Consider the following 18,457-nt stretch of genomic DNA (forward strand, 5'->3'; position numbering starts at 1 on the left):
CCATGCCGCCGAGCGCGCCGCCGCCGAAGCCGAGCGGATCGCCCGGAAGGCCGAGCGCGCCGCCTACGACGCCAAGCAGGCCCGCAAGCGCGCCGTGTTGAAGGCGCTGCGCGACCAGGAGCGCAGCGAGGGGTAGGCGTGCTTGCATTCTACCGTCGAACCAAGTATACTTCCAAGTATAGTGATAGCCTGTTCGACGGAAGGAGCGACGATGCCCCAGCTTTCCCTGTATTTGGACGATCCCATGATGGAAGGCTTGCGCCAGGACGCCTCGCGCGAGGGGAAGACGCTCTCGAAGTTCGTGGCGGGCGTGCTCAAGGACCACGCTGAGAACAACCGTTGGCCGCACGGGTTCTTCAACCTGTACGGCGCTTGCGAGGACGGCGTGCTGGTCGAGCCGCCAGACGAGCCTTTCGATCTCGATCCCATTCCCGCTCTGGAGCTGGCGTAGCGATGTACCTGCTCGATAGCTGCATCTGCATCGACTTCTTGCGAGGACGGTTGCCTTACGCCTACGATCTTATGCGAAACAGCGACCCGCGCCTGTTCAAAATTCCAGCCATCGTGGAAGGCGAGCTGCTCGTCGGCGTGGAGAAAAGCTCTCGACCGGAGAAGGCGCGCTGGCTCGTCGACGAATTCACGCTCCCCTTCGACGTGCTGCCATTCGACTCCGATTGCGCGCGCGAATACGGCCGGATTCGCGCGCTTCTTGAGCGGAGCGGGAAGAAGATCGGCCACAACGATCTCTTCATCGCCGCAACCGCGCTCGCAAACAACGCCGTCCTCGTAACGAACAACATGGACGAGTTCAAGCGCGTGCCGGGATTGTCCCTGGAATGCTGGTACGAGATGAAGTGGGAAGGATAAGCGCCCATCGGCGGGCAACAAGGCCTATAATAGGCAGTTCGCACCGCCGATCTCACAAAGCACGAAGGAAGCACGCATGAAAACCTCTGATTTCGATTACGACCTGCCCCCTGAGCTCATCGCGCAGGAGCCAGCCGCCGAGCGGGACGGCTGCCGCCTGCTCGTGATGAACCGAGTCACCGGCGAGGTCGAGGATCGCGTCTTCCGCGACATCGTCGACTACCTAACCCCGAACGACCTGCTCGTGGCGAACGAGACGCGCGTCATGCCCGCCCGCCTGCTGGGCGCGAAGCGCGGCACGGGCGGAGCGGCCGAGGTGTTCCTGCTGCGCCAGCACGGCACGCCGACGGAGAACCGAAGCGCGTTGTGGGAAGTGCTCGTGCGTCCCGGCAAGCGCCTGAAGCCGGGCACGGGCGCCGTCGTCGACTTCGTCGACGCCGTAGGCGAGGTGGCGCTGTCGGCCGAGATCGTCGACTGGCTGCCCGACGCCCAGAAAGGCGAGCGCCTCGCGCGCCTGACCACGCCGCTGCCCTCCCTCGACGAAGCGCTGCACGCCGTGGGCCACACGCCGCTGCCGCCCTACATCAAGGACTACGCCGGCGACGAGGAGCTGTACCAGACGGTGTACTCCCGCCGCGAGAGCTCGGCCGCCGCGCCCACTGCGGGCCTGCACTTCACTCCCGCGCTCATCGAGCGTCTGCGCGAGCAGGGCGTGCGCTGGGAGACCGTCGAGCTCGAAGTGGGCCTCGACACGTTCCGCATCGTGGACGAGGACGACCCGACGCAGCACGCCATCCACACCGAGTACTACACGGTGCCCGAGCGCACGGTGGAGGCTATCGCCGAGACGCGCGAGCGCGGCGGGCGCGTCGTCGCCGTAGGCACGACGAGCGTGCGAAGCCTGGAAAGCGCCTGGGACGACGGGACGGGAGCAGTCACGCCGCGTGATCGCGAGACGACGTCGCTCTACCTCTTGCCCGGCTCGCAATTCCACGTGGTGGACGCCCTCATCACGAACTTCCACGTGCCCCGCTCCACGCTCATGATGCTCGTGTCCGCGTTCTCCACGCGCGAGCACATCATGGCCGCCTACCGCCATGCCATCGAGGAGCGCTACCGCATGCTCTCCTTCGGCGACGCCATGTTCATCTGCTAGGTACGGCCCAGCCGCCGTTCCGAAGCTGCGCATTCGCCCGAAACACACGCTCCAGCAGGTTGTAACGTGCGTTTCGAGCGAATGCGCGCAGCTCGAGCAGACATCCCGAGCGCAAAAAAATGGCCCCGCGTTTGCGGGGCCATTTCAGCATTCTATAGTTAGTCTGCTTATGCCTTCGTCACGTTGCTTGCCTGAAGCTTGCCATTCTGACCGGTCGTGACGTCGAACTGCACCGCAGCACCTTCGTCAAGCGTCTTGAAGCCGTCCATCTTGATCTCGGAGAAATGCACGAAGAGATCTTCGCCATCCTTCTGAGAGATGAAGCCGTAGCCCTTTTCCGGGTTGAACCACTTAACAGTACCTTCCGCCATTTTAAATCCTCTTTCCTCTCCTCGTCCCCGAGGAGGTAACACTGTGTGCTGCATGGCCGCAACACTCGCCCTCACCTCGAGGGCACATGCTTACTATACGCTATGCGACACCGAAAAAGCTCGGGATTCTCTTTTTCGTCCTTATTTTACCGATCCGTTGCATGAGGGTTATCGACCGCGCTTATCGGTCGGAGTCGAGAGGCGCTTCTATCACAGCCGACGGGATGACGGGCTCGGTGCCGTAGCCCAGCACGTCCATGGTGGAATCGGCCTCCTGCGCAAGCTCCGCGTCGGCCTCGTCCAGCAGCAGCGCCAGCTCTTCGGGCGTATCGGGCAGGTCGAGGTCGTAGGCGACGGCCAGTGCGCGCGCCTGCTCGGCGCGCAGGGCGGCCAGCTCGTGCTCGCCGGCCTCTCCCAGGTAGCCCGAAGCCAGCAGCAAGCTGCGCGCGATGTACTCGGACACGCGCGGGTCGACCCCCGACACCTGCATGACGCTCGCAATGGACTCCGGCGACAGCGACAACAGCGTGGCACCGTCGATATCGGTGGCGTCGCCCACGGCGCGCTCCAACATGTTGGCGGCGTCGCGCGGGTCGCGATCCTCCACCGCCCGCGACCAGCTGCGACGGATGGCTTCCGCGAACTGCAGCAAGATGCGCATGAGATAATCCTGTTCGAGCATGCGAGCTCCTTTCAAAGGCCCGGGCAAGCCCGGGCACCGAGGTTACGAGGATGACGGGACCTTGATTCCCAAGTGGTCGTAGGCCCGCTCGGTGCAGATGCGGCCCTTCGGCGTGCGCACGAGCAGGCCCTGCTGCATGAGGTAGGGCTCGTACACGTCCTCGAGCGTATCGGTGTCTTCCGACAGCGCCGACGCGAGCGTGGTCAGACCCACGGGCCGCCCGCCGAACTGCACGGCCAAGAGCTCGAGGATGCGATTGTCCACCGCGTCCAAACCGAGCGCGTCCACCTCGAAGAAGCTGAGCGCCTGAGCGGCCACGTCCTCGTCGATGACGCCGTCGCCGCGCACCTGCGCCCAGTCGCGCACGCGCTTGAGCAGCCGGTTCGCCAAGCGCGGCGTGCCGCGGCTGCGGCGTGCGATCTCGAGCGCGCCGTCTTCCTCGATAGCGACGTCCAGGATGGACGCCGAGCGGCGCACGATGGAGGCCAGCTCCTCGGGCGAATAGTACTGCAAGCGGAACGCGATGCCGAAGCGGTCGCGCAAGGGGCCCGTCAACAGCCCGGTGCGCGTCGTGGCGCCGACGAGCGTGAAGCGCGGCAGGTCGAGGCGGATGGAGCGCGCCGCCGGTCCCTTCCCCACCACGATGTCGAGAGCGAAGTCCTCGAGCGCGGGGTAGAGCACCTCCTCCACCATGCGGTTCAAGCGATGGATCTCGTCGATGAACAGCACGTCGCCCTCTTCGAGGTTCGTGAGGATGGCCGCGAGATCGCCCGTGCGCTCGATGGCGGGGCCGCTCGTCGTCTTGATGTTCGCGCCCAGCTCGTTGGCCACGACGGCCGCGAGCGTGGTCTTGCCGAGGCCCGGAGGCCCCGAGAACAGGATGTGGTCCACCACGTCGCCGCGCGCCTGCGCGGCCCCGATGAGAATGGCGAGCGACTCCTTGATCTTCGTCTGGCCCAGGTAGTCGCCCAGGCGCTTGGGGCGCAGGCTGCGGTCGAGCGCGAGGTCGTCCTCGGTGAGCGCAGGCGTCACGGCGCGCGAGCGAGCGTCGACGAGCGAGTCGTCGCTTCGCCCCGCGCCCGCTTCGAACACGAGCCCTTCTATTTCAATGCCGTTGTCAGCCATAGCCGCCTATCCGTCCCGACGGCGCGCGCAGCGCCGCCCGGCTTCGCCTAGTTCGTCCCTAATCGCTTCAGCGCATATTGTAGCAGCACGCTTTCGGCCGCGCCTTCGGGAGCGCCCTTGAGCGCGACGTCGGCCTCCTCGGACGTGAAGCCCATCGACAGCAGCGCCTCCCGCGTGCCCGCGAGGTTCGCCGCCGACGCGACCGCGGGCGCCGCCTCGTCGAACAGGCCCGCCAGGCCTTCGTCGAACGAACCCTTCAGCTCGAGGATGATGCGCGAGGCCGTCTTCTTGCCCACGCCGGGAATGCGCTGCACCGCGGCCACGTCCTGCGCCTGCACGGCGGCCACGAGGCCCGCGGGCGAGAACGCCGACAGCGCGGCGAGCGCCACCTTCGGCCCCACGCCGCCCACGCCGATGAGCCGCTCGAACAGCGCTTTCTCTTCCAGCGTAAGGAAGCCGAACAACGACAGTCCGTCGTCGCGCACCTGGAGGAACGTATGCACCTCCACCGCCGCGCCCGCCTCGGGCAGCTTCGACAGACTGGCCTGGGACATGCCCACGGCGTAGCCCACGCCGTTCACCTCGATGAAGGCGGTCGTGGCCGTCTTGGCCGCCAGCACCCCTTTGAGAAACGCGATCATAGCCTGTCCTTTCCAGCGGAAGCACCGCACGCGAGAATGCCGCGATCGGGAACGTCGTAGGCAGCGCACGCCGCGCCCGTGCGGCGCGCAAAGCCCTCGTGGGTGGTGTAGCAGATGGCGGCCGCCAGCGCGTCGGCGGCGTGGTCGGGCCGCGGGACGTCCTCGAGCGCCAGCAGCTGGCGCACCATGTACTGCACCTGGTCCTTCTCGGCCGAACCCGTGCCCACCACCGCCAGCTTGATCTGGCTGGGCGAGAACTCGAGCACCTCGAGATCGCGCTCGGCGCAGGCCACGAGCGCCGCGCCGCGTGCCTGCCCCGTGGCGAACGCGCTCTGCACGTTCACGCCGAACCACACCGTCTCGATGCCCACGCACGCCGGTTCGAACCGCGCGATCACCGCGGCCATCTGCTCGTGGATCTTCCGCAGGCGCTGGGCCAGCGGCAGGTCCTTCGCTGTGGACACGCAGCCGTACGCCGTGCACGCGAGGCGCGGACCGCACTGCTCGACGATGCCCCAACCCGTGTTGGCCAGGCCGGGATCGATGCCTAGGATGGTTCGTTCGGTGCGCGTCATCGGTTCCTTCTCGTCGTCGCGCGGGGCATGTTGCAGCGGCCGCGTTTCGGTTGCAAACGTTTGTTCGTTCACATCCTAGCACAAAGCCTCGGAGTCAGCCCTCGGAAGACGCGCTTTTTCACAGCCTCGTCAGAGGCCGACGGCGGAAGCGGCGCGGCACGATCAGCCGATGGGCCATTTCACACCGGTTTCGCGCCAATCGTCCCAGTTCATCGCATCGCCCTCGATCTCCCACTGAATGATGGACGTGTACACGTGCTCGGGACCCACCACCGACGAGGCGTTGTAGTAGCGGGTGCGCGGAGCGTCGGGCACGTCAAACACGCTCATCCCGCCGTATGCGGAGGCATCGCCCCCGGCGGCTTCGAGCAGCGTAGCCGCGAGATCGACGTGCCCCGTAGGCACCGAAGAGCGCTTCACGGGCTCGTCCGAGCCGTCCGGCTGCGTCGAAGGCTTCACCAGCATGATGGGGCTTGTCGGACGCACTATGTCTTCAGCGATGTACCACTCGCCATGGTCAGCGGTCACCACGATGGTGGCTTCGTCGTACAAGCCCAGCCGCTTAAGCTCCTCAAGGTACTCGCTCACGATATGGAGGGAGCCGAGCCCTTGCTCGATGGCGCCGGTTCCGCCCTCCACCGTCTCGGCATTGCGGTTCAACGTGTACGGCGGATGGGGACCTGCCAGGTGTATGACGCGGAAGCTCCCCTTCCCATCGAGGTCGGCGGCGCTCAGTCCCTGCTCTTTGAGAGTAGCGTAGTAGCGCGCGTCGTCCATGGTCCACAGCGCGTTCACGGCGCTCTCGGCGCCGCTTCCCAGCGCGGCGCTGTTCACCTCGTCGGTGTAGAACCAGAACGGCGGCTTCAGCGCCCAAGGCAGATCGCGGTACAGCGAACACTTCACCAGCATCGCAACCGCCGACGGATAGTCCAGCCGGTTCTCGCGAAGCTTGATGTTCTCCACCCGATCGGACAGGGAGCCGATGGCATCGTTGATGTCGGTGGCATACAAGCACGTCTCGTATCCCTGCGCGTTGATGTCGTCGATCAGGCCATGCTGCTCGTACCAGTCGATGATCAACGACGTGGAGAAGCCCTTGTCGTCCTCGTCGAGAGCGTGCCCCGTCAGAATCGAGGCCATGGCGTAGCGCGTGGGGATCATCGAGCCTGTGGAGTTGTCGAACCAGGTGAACCCGGTGAACTCGTCGAGGCAGCCGGGCTCTTCCTCCAGGCCCTCCTCCAAAAACAGCGTGTCGTACGTATCAAGTACGAACATGATTATGTTGCCGTTCGACGAAACCTCCGAGACGCCGTCGGTGGTGACGGAGTGCCTCGCCGCGACAGGGGGTAGGCCGTCGGGCGCCGGCGCGGTGAGCAGGACTCCCAGGCTCACCGATTGCGCGACGACGCCCACCAGGCACAGCGCGGCGGCCGTGCCCTTGAACGCCAGCGACTTCCTCAGCGACAGGAACACCGCCGACCCGATGAGGACGATCCACACGACGGCGCTCACCACGGTGGCCGTGGTGTAGTCGTCCCAAACCACCTGCGTGCCGTCGGCTGCGGGAAGCGATCCGTTCAGGAACAGGGCCTGCACAAAGCCGGCCACGCCCACGGCCGCCACAACCGCGAAGCACACGTTGAACGCCCTTCCCCGCAACAGCGACAACGCTAAGGCCAGCACGACAGTGCCCGCGAGCCCGACGACGGCGAAGGGAACCCAGACGTCCGTCACCGTGAAAAGCAGGCTGTTAACGCTGCTGGCGACGATTTCCAGCGGAGCCACCACTGCGAAAGTGTAGACCAGCATCAGCGAAGCCACCAGCGAGAACAGGAAGCGCGCACGCCAGCACAGCGTCTCAGGCTTGTTCGACGCTTGCTTGGCCTTCATCCTGCGCGCTTCCGATTCCGCCCTATCGAGGCGGTCTCGGTAATCGAACGCAAGCGGATCGAGCGCGTGTACCGCGCCTTCAACCTGTTTTCCCTCGTTCTCGTCGATGCGCAGAATATGCAGAAGATGTCTGCGCATGCGGCGCCAAACGACGCCGAGCACAGCCGAAAGCGCCACCGCGACGCCCGCCAGCGCCTGTATGGTGTAGGTCATGACCGAAGGGTCGACGTAGGCGTAGGCCGGCGAGGCGAAACCCAGCGTCAAAACCAGAGCGATGACAAGGGGGAACGCGACGTCGGACGCCACAAGGCCGATGCGCGCAGCGAAGCGCGGCAGGCTGCTATCCCGCATGACGCACCTCCTCGTCGATCCAGCCGGCTACGCCAGCCCTATCCAGCCGGGATGCTCCGGACGCCTCGACGGCCCGGTCGCCCTGCTTCGCCAGCATGCGGTCAAGCAGATATGCGCCGGCGATCTCGCCCCCGCGACCCTTATGGTAGATCATGCGCGAACGCACCTCCTCGATACGGTTCCGCCAGGCTTCGGGGCGGGCAACCATGTCCTCCACGACATCGCCCAACCGCGGCAGCTCCTCCATGGCCAGCGACGCGCCGATTTGATTGCGGATGGCCAGATCGGCGGGCTCGATGCCCAGCTCTTCCCAATCGGGGTTGGTCACCTTCATGGGCGTGTCCACGAACACGCACGGCTTCATCGTGGTGAAGGAGAACTCGCAGGCGATGGAGGACCAGTCGGTGACCAGCACGTCGGCATCGTAGACCGAATCGGACGTGCTGAAGTCCTGCTCGAAGTAGATGTCGTCGCGCGACCACGACGCGTAGCGCTGCTGCAGCGACTCCCACCGGGCGTGATAGCGCTTGGTGTACTCGGGATGCGGACGCACGATCACGCTGAACCCGCGTCCCAGCAAGGGCTCGAGCACCTCGTCGGCGCACAGGTCGAGCAGGCAGTCCTCCTGCCACGACGGAGCGACGAGCACGACGGGACGACGCGACCCGGCGCCCTCGGCAGCTTTCGCGGCCTTGCGCGACTCGTAGGCCGCGATCTGCCGATCGAGCAGGTCGTAGCCGCATTCCACGAGATTGCGACGAGGGATATCCCGCATCTCCCCGGCCCGTTCGAGCTCCGCCTTCTGATGCGGGCCCACGCACAGAACGGTGTCGTAGTGGTCGAAAGCCTCCTTCGTGCACACCAAGTGCGTGGACGTCATATGATGGAACGCGTACACGTACTCGATGTCTTTGCGAATATACGAACGCTTGATGTAGAAATTCTCCAGATCGTCCAGCGTCATCACGGCAACGTCGCAATCGAGTTTCATCATGAGCGTGATCAGGCGCTTGTCGCCGATGTAGTACGGCATGAGGCGGGGATTTGCCTCATGCAGCTTGAACACCTGGTCGTTGGGATCGCTGGTAACGTAGTGAACGCACGCATCGGAGTTCGCCAGCAGCCATTCGACGGCGCCCTGAAAGTACTTGTAGAAGCCGCTGCGCTCGGAGTAGAACACGATATGCTTGCCGACCACGCTCATGAAGCGCCTGTAGTCCTCCTTCTCGCGCTTCGCCAGCGGATCGCGCTTGTACCAAGGCGTTTTACGCGCCGTGAAAGCGTTGAGCTCGTCCAGCTCCACACGACTTGCAGCGAGTTCGGCATAGTCGATATACTTCGCTGGCCGCATGATCAGGTTGCACAGGGCCTGTACAACGATGGCCATCAGGTTCGAGCATATCCAGTAGAAGGCCATGCCGGCGGCCACGTACACGCCCAGGACGAGGGACAACACGATGGACAGCCCGTTGGTGGTGTTCTTCTCCATCTTCGACTGCTCGCGCTGCAGCGGGTTGATCCTGTTCTGCGCGAAGCCCATCACCACCGCGGACAAACCGGCCAGAAGCGGCATGATCCAAGAAAGCCCTCCGTCTTCAATCGGCACCATGCCCAAGAACTCGGTTCCCGGAGCGCCGTGGTCGGTGATGCCGTGAATCACTTCCACCAGCCCGAACAGCACGAGAATCTGCGCCGCCAACGGAATGAGCGACAGCAGAGGATGATAGTGGTGCTTCTTGTTCAGCAAGGTCTGCTTCTCGCCGATGGTTTCGGCGTCGCCGAAGTACTTCACTTTGATGCGGTTGAGCTCCGGCATGATCTTGACCATGACGATGCTGTTCCACTGGCACCAAAGCGACAGCGGCATGAGAACGATCTTGATGATCACGGTGAACAGCAAAATAGCCATCCACCAGCTTCCTGTCAGATCGTAGCAAGGCTGAACGATGTACGAGAAAAGACGAGCGAGTGCTTCTAGCATATCCGTAATCCTGAATCCCCTTCGCGCGAAAAGCGCGGCAATTGATAATCAAGCAAGCAACCAGCTATTATACACAACGGCGGCAGCGAAGAACGGGAGACCGCAGGCTGGGCAGGCGAGACTCGGAGCCCACGGTCGCATGCCGCGCCGTTGTCGCTCGAAAGCCGCGGAATCGAGGCCGAAAACGCGGCTTTCGAGCGACAAGGCGTCGGCGATACCGGACGCTCCGGCGCTTACGCCCTTCGTCCAACCCCGCATGAGAAAGCCGCCGCAAGCTTCGTGCTTGCGGCGGCTTCGCGTTCGCTTGGTTTCGAGAGAGCCTATTCGTCCAGAGCTTCTGCAATCTCGTCAGTGATATCCATGACGTGGTAGACGTTCTGGAGGTCTTCCAGCTCTTCGAGGCGGTCGACAAGGCGCATGACCTTCTTCGCATCGGACACGCTCACCGTCGCGGGCGTAGTGGGCACCATGGTCATTTCGGCGCCCTTCGTGACGACGTCGGCTTCCTCGAGCGCCTTCTTCACGGCCATGAGATCGGTGGGCGACGTGTAGACGATCCACTCGTCCTCGGCGTCCTCGTAATCGTCGCCGCCGGCCTCGGCCACAGCGAGCATGAACTCTTCCTCGTCGGCGGCGGCGCCGTTCGGCTTCACGGGGTTCTTCTTGTCGCCGGTCTCGACCTCTTTGGGAACCATGATCTGGCCTTTGCGCTCGAACTGGAACGCAACGGAGCCGGACGTGCCCAGGTTGCCGCCCGCATGGCTGAAGGCCGCGCGCACGTCGGCGGCGGTGCGGTTGCGGTTGTCGGTCAGAGCCTCGCACAGCACGGCGACGCCGGCCGGACCGTAGCCCTCGTACACGACGGTCTCGTAGTTAGCGGAGTCCTTGCCGGAGCCGAACGCCTTGTCGATGGCGACTTTGATCTTATCTTTCGGCAGGGAGTAGCCCTTGGCCTTTTCGATGGCGGCCGCAAGCGATGCGTTGTTGTCGGGATTCGGGTCGCCGCCTTCTTTCGCAGCCACCGTGATGTTGCGCGACAGCTTGGAGAACAAGGCCGAGCGCTTCGCATCCTGCGCCGCCTTGCGATGTTTCGTTGTAGCCCACTTTGAATGCCCAGACATATACGTCCCTTCCAACATAGCAATACCAGCCGATTATTCTAGCACACCTGTCAAATCCCCGATAACCCTTCGCACGGTCTTCAAAAACCAGAACGACAGGTTTCGAGAAGAACACGGGACGGATGCGAGTCGGTAAGCAAGCGAACAAGCCGGTCCCTTGTCCGTACAATGCTGAGGTCGAGGATCTTACAAAGGGCGGATCCTCCCTATCATCGTGCGTATGGAAGGAGCACTGCCATGAAGGGAAACCAAGAACTTGTCGACGCGCTGAACGGTCTGCTTGCCAGCGAGCTGACCTCCATCAACCAGTACATGGTACATGCCGAGATGGCCGAGGACTGGGGCTACACCCGCCTGAGCGAGAATTTCAAGAAGCGCTCGATCACCGAGATGAAGCATGCCGAGCGCCTCATCGAGCGCATCCTGTTCCTGGAGGGCACGCCCATCGTATCCCACCTCAACGACATGCACATCGGCGCGGAGATCCCCCAGCAGGTGAACAACGACCACGCCTTGGAGCTCGATGCGATCAGGCAGTACAACGAGGCCATCGTGCTGGCCGGCCAGGTGCTGGACTATGCCACGCGCGACATCCTCGAAGCCATCCTTCGCGACGAGGACACGCACCTCGACGAGCTGGAAGAGCTGCAGGATCAGATCGAGCAGATGACGCTGCCCACCTTCCTTTCCACGCAGAACTAGCACCGAACGGCGACGCGAGGACGAAGCGGGTTCGCACTTTACCGAGATAAAGCGCGAACCCGCTGAACGGTGGTTGACAACGGGTTGCGACCTGCGCACTATAGGAGGATGCAGCAAGAAACGGCGACGAGCCGCGCGTCATCGGTGACGTCTGCCATCCTCGAAGGAGACCTCATGCGCAACATCCACTGCCTCAACAACATCTCGGCGTACGGCACCGACCTGCTCACCGACGACTACCAGCTCGTCGACGACCTCACCCAGGCGGAAGGCGTGCTCGTCCGCAGTGCCGCCCTGCACGACACCGCGTTCCCCGAAAGCCTCCAGGCCATTGCCCGCGCGGGCGCCGGCGTGAACAACATCCCGCTCGACCGTTGCGCCGAAGAGGGCATCGTGGTGTTCAACACCCCCGGCGCGAACGCGAACGCCGTGAAGGAGATCGTGGTGTGCGGCCTCATGTTGGGCAGCCGCGACATCGCCGGCGGCATCGCCTGGTGCCGCCACAACGCCGCCGACGAGAACATCGCGAAAGCCGCCGAGAAGGCGAAGAAGGCGTTCGCCGGACGCGAGGTGAAGGGCAAGAAGCTGGGTGTCATAGGCCTGGGCGCCATCGGGGCGGAAGTCGCCAACATCGCCATCGATCTGGGCATGGACGTGTACGGGTACGATCCGTACGTGTCGGTGGGCGCAGCATGGCGCATCTCGAGCGCCGTCCATCACGTGACGAACCTCGACGACATTTTCCGCACCTGCGACTACATGACCATCCACGTGCCGGCCATGGAGGGCACTATCGGCATGATCGACGAACGCGCCTGCTCGCTCATGAAAGACGGCGCCGTGTTCCTGAACTTCTCGCGCGACACGCTCGTGGACAACGCTGCCATGGCCGCCGCGCTGGACTCCGGCAAGGTGCATGCCTACATCACCGACTTCGCCACGCCCGAGGTCATGAAGATGGAGCGCGCCATCGTGCTGCCCCACCTGGGCGCCTCTACCGCCGAGGCCGAGGACAACTGCGCGATGATGGCCGTGCGGGAGCTCATGGACTACCTGGAGAACGGCAATATCGCGAACTCCGTGAACTACCCCGCCTGCGACATGGGTCCCGTGCCCGACGGCCTGCGCCGCGTGGCCGTGCTGCACGCGAACGTCCCGAACGCCATCGCTCGCATCACGAACGTGTTCGGCGATGCCGGCGTGAACATCGAGAACATGATGAACAAGGCCCGCGGCGAGAAAGCCTACACGATGCTCGACCTGGACGCCGGCACTCCGGGGCATCCCGATGACGCCATCGAGCGCCTGAGCGCCATCGAGGGCGTCCGCCGCGTCCGCGTGGTGAAGTAACGACTCCAAGGCGATACGGCACGTCAAAGAAGGCGCCGCAGTTCGCTTTTCGCACCCTCCTCCAACAAAAAAGGCGCCCCCGCGATTGCAGGGGCGCCGAGGCAGCACGTGGAAACGTCGCTTACGCGAACAGCTCGATGGTGTCGCCTTCCTTGAGCGTGACCATGGCCTTCTTCCAGGTGCGGGTCTTGCCCAGCTGGTAGCGAACGCGCTTCGGCTTCGGCTTCACGTTGAGCGTGTTCACCTTGACCACCGTCACATCGAAGATGGCTTCGATGGCCTGGCGGATCTCAACCTTGTTGGCGTCCTTGGCCACCTCGAAGGTAAAGGTGTTGCCCTCCATCTGGTCGTAGCTGTGCTCCGTGATGACGGGGCGGATGATGACCTCGCGGGGATCCTTCATTATGCAAGCACCTCCTCGATGCGCTTCAGGGCGTCGGCCGTGAACACGAGAGCCTTGTTGTCGATCAGCTCGTAGGTGTTCGCCGCGGACACGGGCAGGATGTTCACCGTGGGGATGTTGCGGAACGACAGATAGGTGTTCACGTCCTCGTCGTCGATGACGAGGGTGGTGCGACGCTCCAAGCCGAGGGCCTTGAGCGCGGCCACAGCCGCCTTCGTCGAGGGCTTCTCGAAGTTGAACGCGTCGACCACGAACAGCTCGCCGTCGGCCAGCTTGGCGGACAGCGCGGAGCGCATGGCCAGCTTGACCTCCTTGTTGTTCACGCGGAACGCGTAGGAACGCGGATGCGGGCCGAACACGGTACCGCCGCCGGCCCACTGAGGGGCGCGGATGGTGCCCTGACGGGCACGGCCGGTGCCCTTCTGGCGCCACGGCTTCTTGCCGCCGCCGCGCACCTGGCCGCGCGTCTTCGTGTCATGCGTGCCCTGGCGCCAAGACGCGCGCTGCGCGCGCACGACCTGGTGCATGACGGGCACGTTCGGCTCGATGCCGAACACGGAAGCGGCGAGGTCGGCGGTGCCGGCCTTCTTCCCGCTCGCGTCTTTGATCTCGATAGTCGTCATGATATACAAGCTCCTTATAGGTTACTTCAACTACGCCATGCGGACGCGAACGACGCCGTTCTTGCCGCCGGGGATGGCGCCCTTGACGAGGATGAGGTTCTGCTCCTCGTCGATGCGGACGACTTCCAGGTTCTTCACGGTCACGGTGTCGACGCCCATGTGGCCCGGGAGCTTGAGCCCCTTGAACACGCGGGACGGCGTGGCGCACTGGCCCACCGAACCGGGAGCGCGATGGAAGTGCGCGCCGTGGCCGCCCGGGCCGCCGCGGAAGCCGTAGCGCTTCATGACGCCGGCGAAGCCCTTGCCCTTGGACGTGCCGGTCACGTCGACCTTCTTCGTCTCAGCGAAAGCGGCCACCGTCTGCTGGTCGCCCACCTTGTACTCGCCGGCGTTCTCGACGCGCACCTCGCGCAGGTAGCGCGTAGGAGCCGTGCCCTGCTTGGCGAAGTGACCCGCCATGGGCTTGTTGACCTTCTTCTCCTTGATGGCGCCGAAGCCCAGCTGCACGGCCTCGTAGCCGTCGCTGTCCTTCGTCTTGACCTGACAGATCGTGTTCGGCTCGGCCTGGATCACCGTCACGGGCACGACACGGTCGTCCTCGTTGAAGATCTGGGTCATGCCGATTTTCTTACCATAGATGGCGTTGATCATATCGCACATCCCCCTTTACAGCTTGATCTCGATGTCGACACCGGCAGGGAGATCGAGGCGCATCAGGGAATCGACCGTGTTCGGGGTCGGTTCCAGGATGTCGATGAGGCGCTTGTGCGTGCGCATCTCGAACTGCTCGCGCGAATCCTTGTCGACGTGCGGGCCCTTGACGACGCAGTACAGGTTGCGCTCCGTCGGCAGCGGGATAGGACCGGACACCTTGGCACCCGTCTTCTGCGCGGTATCGACGATGAGCTTCGTGGACTGGTCCACGATCTCATGATCGTACCCCTTCAAGCGGATGCGAATCTTTTGATTAGCCACTTACTTTACCTCCGTTATGCTCGCGCGCACGCCCTAGGCGTTGCCGCCGGCCTTGCTGATAATTTCCTCCGCCACGTTCTTCGGCACTGCCTCGTACGAATCGAACTGCATCGTGTACGAAGCGCGGCCCTGCGTCGTCGAACGCAGGTCGGTGGCGTAACCGAACATCTCGGACAGCGGAACCTTCGCCTTGATGGTCTTGGCGTTGCCGCGATCGCCCATGCCCTGGATCTGGCCGCGACGGCTGGACAGGTTGCCCATGACGTCGCCCATGTACTCCTCGGGCGTCTCGACCTCGACGGCCATCATCGGCTCGAGAATGACCGGAGCGGCCTTCTTGAGCGCAGCCTTGACCGCCATCGAACCGGCGACCTTGAACGCCGCCTCGGAGGAGTCGACGTCGTGGTACGAACCGTCGATGAGCTCGATCTTGATGTCCACGACCGGGTAGCCCGCAAGCACGCCCGAGTTGATGGCTTCCTGGATGCCCTTGTCGATCGGGGTGATGTACTCCTTGGGGATCACGCCGCCCACGATCTTGTTCTCGAACTCGTAGCCCTTGCCGGCTTCCTGCGGGATCAGGTTGATGACCGCATGGCCGTACTGGCCGCGACCGCCGGACTGGCGCACGAACTTGCCCTCGACGTTGCGAGCTTCCTGCGTGGCCGTCTCGCGGTAGGCGACCTGGGGCTTGCCCACGTTCGCCTCGACCTTGAACTCGCGCAGCAGGCGGTCGACGATGATCTCGAGGTGCAGCTCGCCCATGCCGGCGATGATGGTCTGGCCGGTCTCCTGGTTGGTGGACACGCGGAACGTCGGGTCCTCCTCGGCCAGCTTCTGCAGCGCGATGCCCATCTTGTCCTGCTCGGCCTTCGTCTTCGGCTCGACGGCGATGTCGATGACCGGCTCGGCGAACTCCATGGACTCGAGGATGATCGGATGATCAGCGTCGCACAGCGTGTCGCCGGTCGACGTGTCCTTCAAGCCCACGACGGCGACGATGTCGCCCGCGGCGCAGCCGTCGATATCGACGCGCTGGTTCGAGTGCATCTGCAGCAAACGGCCGATGCGCTCCTTCTTGCCCTTCGAGGCGTTGGACACGTAGGAGCCGGAATCGAGCTGGCCCGAGTACACGCGGAGGTAGGTGAGCTTGCCCACGAACGGATCCGTCATGATCTTGAAGGCCAGAGCGGAGAACGGCGCCTTCACGTCGGAGGGACGCTCGTCTTCCTCGCCCGTGTCCGGGTTCGTGCCCTTGATGGCCGGCACGTCGATCGGGGACGGCATGTAGTCGACCACGGCGTCGAGGAGCTCCTGCACGCCCTTGTTCTTGTAGGACGAGCCCACGAACACGGGGTGGATCTGGCAGGCGATGGTGCCCTTGCGGATGGCGGCCTTCAGCTCGTCAACCGTCACCTCTTCCTCCATGAGGACCTTCTCCATGAGAGCGTCGTCGCAGTCGGCGGCGGCTTCCACCAGCTCCTGGTGGCGCAGCTCGGCCTCTTCGGCGAACTCGGCCGGGATGGCGTCCATGGCCTCGGGGTAGGTCATGCCCTTGTCGTCGGCCTTGAAGTCCCACGCGGTCATGGTGACCAGGTCGATGACGCCCCAGAAGTTGTCCTCGGCGCCCATGGGCATCTGCGCGGCGACAGCCGGCGCGCCCAGGCGATCCTTCATGGTCTCGATCGCATGGAAGAAGTCGGCGCCCACGCGGTCGTACTTGTTGATGTAGGCGATGCGGGGCACGCCGTAGCGGCTTGCCTGGCGCCACACCGTCTCGGACTGCGGCTGCACGCCGGCGACGGCGTCGAACACCGCGACAGCGCCGTCGAGCACGCGAAGCGAACGCTCGACCTCGGCCGTGAAGTCCACGTGGCCGGGAGTGTCAATAATCTGGAAACGGTACTCTTTGCCGTTGTCAGCCCCGCCGGGGTACTTCCAGAAGCACGTGGTGGCGGCGGCGGTGATGGTCACGCCGCGCTCCTGCTCCTGCACCATCCAGTCCATCGTCGCGGCGCCGTCGTGTACCTCGCCGATCTTGTGGGTCTTGCCCGTGTAGTAGAGGATGCGCTCGGTGGTCGTCGTCTTGCCCGCGTCGATGTGGGCCATGATGCCGATGTTGCGCGTATCCTTCAGTTCGATTTTCGCCATGAGTCGAATCCTCCCTTAGAAGCGGTAGTGCGAGAACGCACGGTTCGACTCGGCCATCTTGTACAGGTCCTCGCGCTTCTTCACCGACGCGCCGGTGTTCTCGGCGGCATCCATGATCTCGGCGGCGAGGCGCTCCTTCATCGTGTGCTCCTTGCGCTTGCGCGAGAAGTCGACGATCCAGCGAATGGCAAGCGTGGTGGCACGACGGGAGTTGACCTCCATCGGCACCTGGTAGGTGGCGCCGCCGACACGCTTCGGCTTGACTTCGAGCGTGGGGCGGACGTTGTCCATTGCCTTCTTGAAGACGGCCAGCGGATCGCCGCCGGTCTTCTCCTCGACGATGGCGAACGCACCGTAGACGATGTTCTCGGCGGTGGCCTTCTTGCCGTCAAGCAGGATCTTGTTGATCAGCTGCGTGACGAGACGGTTGTTGTACTGGGCGTCCGGCTGTACTTCGCGGCGGACTGCTGCTGCACGACGCGGCATGTGTTCTCCTTCTAGGTCCTGCGCGCTTCGGAACGGCTTTCTCTCCGTTCATTAGGCCGCCCGCCTGCCCCCTTTGGGCTCGGTCGGTTGCTGCGGCCCGCGCGTCTTAGCGGGTGTTACTTCGGGCGCTTGGCACCGTAGCGGCTGCGAGCCTGCTTGCGGTTGTCCACGGCGGCGCAGTCGAGCGCGGCGCGGATGACCTTGTAGCGCACACCGGGGAGGTCCTTCACGCGGCCGCCGCGCAGCAGCACCATGGAGTGCTCCTGGAGGTTATGGCCGACGCCCGGGATGTAGGCGGTCACTTCCATGCCGTTGACGAGGCGCACGCGGCAAACCTTGCGCAGAGCCGAGTTCGGCTTCTTCGGCGTGGTCGTGAACACGCGGGTGCACACGCCGCGCTTCTGCGGGTTGCCCTTCAGGGCAGGCGTCTTGCTCTTGTCGACTGCCTTCTTGCGGCCCTTGCGGACCAGCTGGTTGATGGTAGGCAAAGCTTCTCTCCTTTTACCTCTTGCTTGTCCGAGACGTCTACATACTCTATAGACGCTCGCTTGAACACCGTTTCCAAGTGCGTTCAGCTGATGCGCACACGAAAACGCTCGCCTCCTCGGAGACGCGAAGGTGAACTCTACCATCGCCCCTCAGGGTTGTCAAACGCCACGCATCCGGGAGTATCTATACCTCTTGAGAACCGTTATCGCAGGTGAAACCCACACTGGTGACGAATCCGTGGCGAAAAGTCCACCGTTTCTCAAAAATACTTCGAACCCGTCGGCAGCGTATCGCCGCCATCCCCGTCGACTTTCGCGGCTTGGAGCAGCGCGAGCATGTCCGGAACGTCCAGGCACGCCACCGGTGCGCTCCGGGCAAGCCGTTTGTCGGAGGTGACCAGGTAGTCGGCCTGGATGCGCTGGGCGGCGGCGAACACAGGGCCGTGCAGTACAGCGCCGCATCGAGCGCGGCAGCTTCCTGCACGATCCGAACCGCGTCGCCGCGCGACCGGCGTCGAT

21 protein-coding genes are annotated in these 18,457 nt (G+C 64.1%); 5 read left to right on the forward strand and 16 right to left on the reverse strand.

The features are described from left to right. The first annotated feature begins 211 nt into the window (after window positions 1-211). The 3 genes from HMPREF1023_RS04060 to queA all read left to right on the forward strand — a co-directional run bounded on the left by HMPREF1023_RS04060 (window position 212) and on the right by queA (window position 2,023). Complete coding sequence (locus tag HMPREF1023_RS04060) at window positions 212-451, forward strand: hypothetical protein (protein WP_009304883.1); 240 nt, start codon at window positions 212-214, stop codon at window positions 449-451. Between the two features lie 2 nt (window positions 452-453). After that, complete coding sequence (locus HMPREF1023_RS04065) at window positions 454-867, forward strand: type II toxin-antitoxin system VapC family toxin (protein WP_009304884.1); 414 nt, start codon at window positions 454-456, stop codon at window positions 865-867. Between the two features lie 76 nt (window positions 868-943). Further along, window positions 944-2,023 carry a tRNA preQ1(34) S-adenosylmethionine ribosyltransferase-isomerase QueA gene (gene queA / locus HMPREF1023_RS04070; protein ID WP_009304885.1) on the forward strand — a complete coding sequence of 360 codons (1,080 nt, stop codon included), beginning with the start codon at window positions 944-946 and terminating at the stop codon, window positions 2,021-2,023. A gap of 167 nt (window positions 2,024-2,190) precedes the next feature. On the opposite strand, the gene HMPREF1023_RS04075 is transcribed toward queA, so the two are convergent. From HMPREF1023_RS04075 to HMPREF1023_RS04110, 8 genes are all read right to left on the reverse strand, one after another. Then, window positions 2,191-2,394, reverse strand: coding sequence for a cold-shock protein (locus HMPREF1023_RS04075; protein WP_009304886.1), 204 nt, complete (start codon window positions 2,392-2,394; stop codon window positions 2,191-2,193). Window positions 2,395-2,575: 181 nt separating this feature from the next. Further along, on the reverse strand, window positions 2,576-3,076 hold the full coding sequence (locus HMPREF1023_RS04080; RefSeq protein ID WP_009304887.1) for a hypothetical protein: 501 nt from the start codon (window positions 3,074-3,076) through the stop codon (window positions 2,576-2,578). A gap of 42 nt (window positions 3,077-3,118) precedes the next feature. Further along, the gene (gene ruvB, locus HMPREF1023_RS04085) at window positions 3,119-4,201 is read right to left on the reverse strand and encodes a Holliday junction branch migration DNA helicase RuvB (protein WP_009304888.1); all 1,083 of its coding nucleotides are present in this window, start codon (window positions 4,199-4,201) and stop codon (window positions 3,119-3,121) included. 47 nt (window positions 4,202-4,248) lie between these two features. Next, the gene (ruvA, locus tag HMPREF1023_RS04090) at window positions 4,249-4,842 is read right to left on the reverse strand and encodes a Holliday junction branch migration protein RuvA (RefSeq protein WP_009304889.1); all 594 of its coding nucleotides are present in this window, start codon (window positions 4,840-4,842) and stop codon (window positions 4,249-4,251) included. Then, complete coding sequence (gene ruvC / locus HMPREF1023_RS04095) at window positions 4,839-5,417, reverse strand: crossover junction endodeoxyribonuclease RuvC (RefSeq protein ID WP_009304890.1); 579 nt, start codon at window positions 5,415-5,417, stop codon at window positions 4,839-4,841. Before ruvC ends, ruvA begins: the two co-directional genes overlap by 4 nt. A gap of 162 nt (window positions 5,418-5,579) precedes the next feature. After that, on the reverse strand, window positions 5,580-7,658 hold the full coding sequence (locus HMPREF1023_RS04100) for a sulfatase-like hydrolase/transferase (protein ID WP_009304891.1): 2,079 nt from the start codon (window positions 7,656-7,658) through the stop codon (window positions 5,580-5,582). After that, on the reverse strand, window positions 7,648-9,567 hold the full coding sequence (locus tag HMPREF1023_RS04105; protein WP_114513188.1) for a YidC/Oxa1 family membrane protein insertase: 1,920 nt from the start codon (window positions 9,565-9,567) through the stop codon (window positions 7,648-7,650). Before HMPREF1023_RS04105 ends, HMPREF1023_RS04100 begins: the two co-directional genes overlap by 11 nt. Before the next feature lie 392 nt (window positions 9,568-9,959). Further along, window positions 9,960-10,760, reverse strand: a complete 801-nt coding sequence (locus HMPREF1023_RS04110; RefSeq protein ID WP_009304893.1) for a YebC/PmpR family DNA-binding transcriptional regulator — start codon at window positions 10,758-10,760, stop codon at window positions 9,960-9,962. A 237-nt stretch (window positions 10,761-10,997) separates the two neighbouring features. On the opposite strand from HMPREF1023_RS04110, the gene bfr reads away from it, so the two are divergent. Further along, window positions 10,998-11,462 carry a bacterioferritin gene (gene bfr, locus HMPREF1023_RS04115; protein WP_009304894.1) on the forward strand — a complete coding sequence of 155 codons (465 nt, stop codon included), beginning with the start codon at window positions 10,998-11,000 and terminating at the stop codon, window positions 11,460-11,462. 174 nt (window positions 11,463-11,636) lie between these two features. Then, window positions 11,637-12,812 (forward strand): phosphoglycerate dehydrogenase, encoded by a 1,176-nt coding sequence (locus HMPREF1023_RS04120; RefSeq protein ID WP_009304895.1) that lies wholly within the window; start codon window positions 11,637-11,639, stop codon window positions 12,810-12,812. A gap of 121 nt (window positions 12,813-12,933) precedes the next feature. Here HMPREF1023_RS04120 and rplW read toward each other — a convergent pair whose 3' ends face one another. From rplW to HMPREF1023_RS15405, 8 genes are all read right to left on the reverse strand, one after another. Then, window positions 12,934-13,215 carry a 50S ribosomal protein L23 gene (rplW, locus tag HMPREF1023_RS04125; RefSeq protein WP_009304896.1) on the reverse strand — a complete coding sequence of 94 codons (282 nt, stop codon included), beginning with the start codon at window positions 13,213-13,215 and terminating at the stop codon, window positions 12,934-12,936. After that, a complete protein-coding gene (gene rplD, locus HMPREF1023_RS04130; protein ID WP_009304897.1) occupies window positions 13,215-13,838 on the reverse strand; it encodes a 50S ribosomal protein L4 in 624 nt (207 codons plus the stop codon). The genes rplW and rplD overlap by 1 nt, the downstream gene beginning before the upstream one ends. Window positions 13,839-13,868: 30 nt before the next feature. After that, complete coding sequence (rplC, locus tag HMPREF1023_RS04135) at window positions 13,869-14,498, reverse strand: 50S ribosomal protein L3 (RefSeq protein WP_369707138.1); 630 nt, start codon at window positions 14,496-14,498, stop codon at window positions 13,869-13,871. Between the two features lie 6 nt (window positions 14,499-14,504). Further along, window positions 14,505-14,813 (reverse strand): 30S ribosomal protein S10, encoded by a 309-nt coding sequence (rpsJ, locus tag HMPREF1023_RS04140; RefSeq protein WP_009304899.1) that lies wholly within the window; start codon window positions 14,811-14,813, stop codon window positions 14,505-14,507. Window positions 14,814-14,846: 33 nt separating this feature from the next. Beyond that, window positions 14,847-16,964, reverse strand: coding sequence for an elongation factor G (fusA, locus tag HMPREF1023_RS04145; protein ID WP_009304900.1), 2,118 nt, complete (start codon window positions 16,962-16,964; stop codon window positions 14,847-14,849). Between the two features lie 15 nt (window positions 16,965-16,979). Continuing rightward, window positions 16,980-17,450, reverse strand: coding sequence for a 30S ribosomal protein S7 (gene rpsG, locus HMPREF1023_RS04150; protein ID WP_009304901.1), 471 nt, complete (start codon window positions 17,448-17,450; stop codon window positions 16,980-16,982). A 116-nt stretch (window positions 17,451-17,566) separates the two neighbouring features. Further along, window positions 17,567-17,938, reverse strand: a complete 372-nt coding sequence (gene rpsL, locus HMPREF1023_RS04155; RefSeq protein ID WP_009304902.1) for a 30S ribosomal protein S12 — start codon at window positions 17,936-17,938, stop codon at window positions 17,567-17,569. Window positions 17,939-18,198: 260 nt separating this feature from the next. Next, window positions 18,199-18,375, reverse strand: a complete 177-nt coding sequence (locus HMPREF1023_RS15405; protein WP_156788359.1) for a hypothetical protein — start codon at window positions 18,373-18,375, stop codon at window positions 18,199-18,201. Window positions 18,376-18,457: the final 82 nt, after the last annotated feature.

The organism is Eggerthella sp. 1_3_56FAA (genome assembly GCF_000185625.1).
In the GTDB taxonomy this organism is placed as follows: domain Bacteria; phylum Actinomycetota; class Coriobacteriia; order Coriobacteriales; family Eggerthellaceae; genus Eggerthella; species Eggerthella lenta.

Coding starts and splice junctions, on each gene's coding strand:
- rplW (WP_009304896.1), bottom strand. CDS start 13,215: ATGAAGGATCCCCGCGAGGTCATCATCCGCCCCGTCATCACGGAGCAC.
- rpsG (WP_009304901.1), bottom strand. CDS start 17,450: ATGCCGCGTCGTGCAGCAGCAGTCCGCCGCGAAGTACAGCCGGACGCC.
- HMPREF1023_RS04110 (WP_009304893.1), bottom strand. CDS start 10,760: ATGTCTGGGCATTCAAAGTGGGCTACAACGAAACATCGCAAGGCGGCG.
- HMPREF1023_RS04065 (WP_009304884.1), top strand. CDS start 454: ATGTACCTGCTCGATAGCTGCATCTGCATCGACTTCTTGCGAGGACGG.
- HMPREF1023_RS04105 (WP_114513188.1), bottom strand. CDS start 9,567: ATGGCTATTTTGCTGTTCACCGTGATCATCAAGATCGTTCTCATGCCG.
- HMPREF1023_RS04060 (WP_009304883.1), top strand. CDS start 212: ATGCCCCAGCTTTCCCTGTATTTGGACGATCCCATGATGGAAGGCTTG.
- rplC (WP_369707138.1), bottom strand. CDS start 14,498: ATGTGCGATATGATCAACGCCATCTATGGTAAGAAAATCGGCATGACC.
- HMPREF1023_RS04100 (WP_009304891.1), bottom strand. CDS start 7,658: ATGCGGGATAGCAGCCTGCCGCGCTTCGCTGCGCGCATCGGCCTTGTG.
- rplD (WP_009304897.1), bottom strand. CDS start 13,838: ATGACGACTATCGAGATCAAAGACGCGAGCGGGAAGAAGGCCGGCACC.
- HMPREF1023_RS04120 (WP_009304895.1), top strand. CDS start 11,637: ATGCGCAACATCCACTGCCTCAACAACATCTCGGCGTACGGCACCGAC.
- ruvB (WP_009304888.1), bottom strand. CDS start 4,201: ATGGCTGACAACGGCATTGAAATAGAAGGGCTCGTGTTCGAAGCGGGC.
- HMPREF1023_RS04075 (WP_009304886.1), bottom strand. CDS start 2,394: ATGGCGGAAGGTACTGTTAAGTGGTTCAACCCGGAAAAGGGCTACGGC.
- fusA (WP_009304900.1), bottom strand. CDS start 16,964: ATGGCGAAAATCGAACTGAAGGATACGCGCAACATCGGCATCATGGCC.
- HMPREF1023_RS04080 (WP_009304887.1), bottom strand. CDS start 3,076: ATGCTCGAACAGGATTATCTCATGCGCATCTTGCTGCAGTTCGCGGAA.
- ruvC (WP_009304890.1), bottom strand. CDS start 5,417: ATGACGCGCACCGAACGAACCATCCTAGGCATCGATCCCGGCCTGGCC.
- ruvA (WP_009304889.1), bottom strand. CDS start 4,842: ATGATCGCGTTTCTCAAAGGGGTGCTGGCGGCCAAGACGGCCACGACC.
- bfr (WP_009304894.1), top strand. CDS start 10,998: ATGAAGGGAAACCAAGAACTTGTCGACGCGCTGAACGGTCTGCTTGCC.
- queA (WP_009304885.1), top strand. CDS start 944: ATGAAAACCTCTGATTTCGATTACGACCTGCCCCCTGAGCTCATCGCG.